This is a genomic window from Streptomyces klenkii (genome assembly GCF_003626645.1).
Taxonomy (GTDB): Bacteria; Actinomycetota; Actinomycetes; order Streptomycetales; family Streptomycetaceae; genus Streptomyces; species Streptomyces klenkii.
In genome coordinates, this window is sequence record NZ_RBAM01000187.1 from 1 (window position 1) to 1,066 (window position 1,066).

Below are 1,066 nucleotides of genomic sequence, written 5' to 3' on the forward strand. Positions count from 1 at the left end.
CGGCTCGCCGATGCGCTCACTCATGTCGTTCCTTCCGTGCTGGGTCTGGTGGATCGGTGCTGGGTAGGTGGCCGGTGGCGGCCGGATCGGCGCCGCCTCGCGGGCGGTCGAAGGGGTAGACCGGGGGCGCGCCCGGAACTCATCGGTGGTCATGCGATGTACGGCCTCCGCGCCCGGGCCTCGCGCAGGGCCAGGCCCCACCAGGCGAGTTCGTCGAGCATCGCGGTGGCCGCGCGCTGCTGCGGCTCGGTGCCCAGGCCGCCCTCGTCCAGCAGGTCGAGGGCGACGCCGTCCCGGACGGTGACGGTGTGCAGCTCGGTGAAGACGCAGCGCAGGGCCTCCACGGCGTGGATGCCGAGGGAGCGGCTGCCGTAGGAGACGAAGCCCACCGGCTTGGCGCGCCACTCGTCGTAGGCGTAGTCGATGGCCTGCTTCAGCGAGGCGGGGAAGCTGCGGTTGTACTCCGGGGTGACAACGACGTACGCCTCGGCGCGCTCCACGGCTCCGGCGAACCGCCGCATCTGGGGGGTGGCCCGGTCCGGGAAGCGGTCGGGGAAGGCGTAGTCCAGAAGGTCGAGGACGTCGAGGGAGATGTCCTCGCGGCGCCGGGCCTGCTCCACGAACCACCCGGCGATGGCCTCGCCGGCCCGGCCCTTCCTTGTGCTCCCGATGATGACGGCCACGCGCAGCGGCCCGCTTCCCGCCTGTCCGCCCACGGCGCCCGCCTCCCGTCTCGCTCCCTCGCTGCCTTCACCCGGTAGGCGCGAGACGGGGACTGGCACCCGCGAGACGCGATCCAGCGGGCCGCTGGATGCGGACCGCTGGATGCGCGCTGCCGCATCCAGCGGGAGGGCGGAGACGGGGGCCGTGGCCCCCTCGGAGCCCGCGGTCCCGCCCGGAGGCCGGTGGGTGGGGCGCGGCTCGAAGGTCAGGACAGGGTGAGGCGGATTTTGGATTGGCCGTGGGGGAGGGATTCCCAGTCGTCCATGAAGGTGCCGTGGAGGCCGTGGCGGTCGGCCGCCGTGAGGAGGGTCTCGGTGCGGTAGTAGAAGTCCTCGCGCAGATC

Annotated in this window: 1 protein-coding gene and 1 pseudogene; both read right to left on the reverse strand. The window is 73.1% G+C overall.

Features of this window, described 5'->3' with window-relative positions; genetic code table 11:
* Window positions 1–149: 149 nt before the first annotated feature.
* Entirely contained in the window at window positions 150–716 is a 567-nt protein-coding gene (locus D7231_RS35655) for an NADPH-dependent FMN reductase (protein WP_120760542.1), read from the reverse strand.
* 212 nt (window positions 717–928) lie between these two features.
* Window positions 929–1,066: pseudogene (locus D7231_RS38040) on the reverse strand (methyltransferase); the annotation flags it as partial.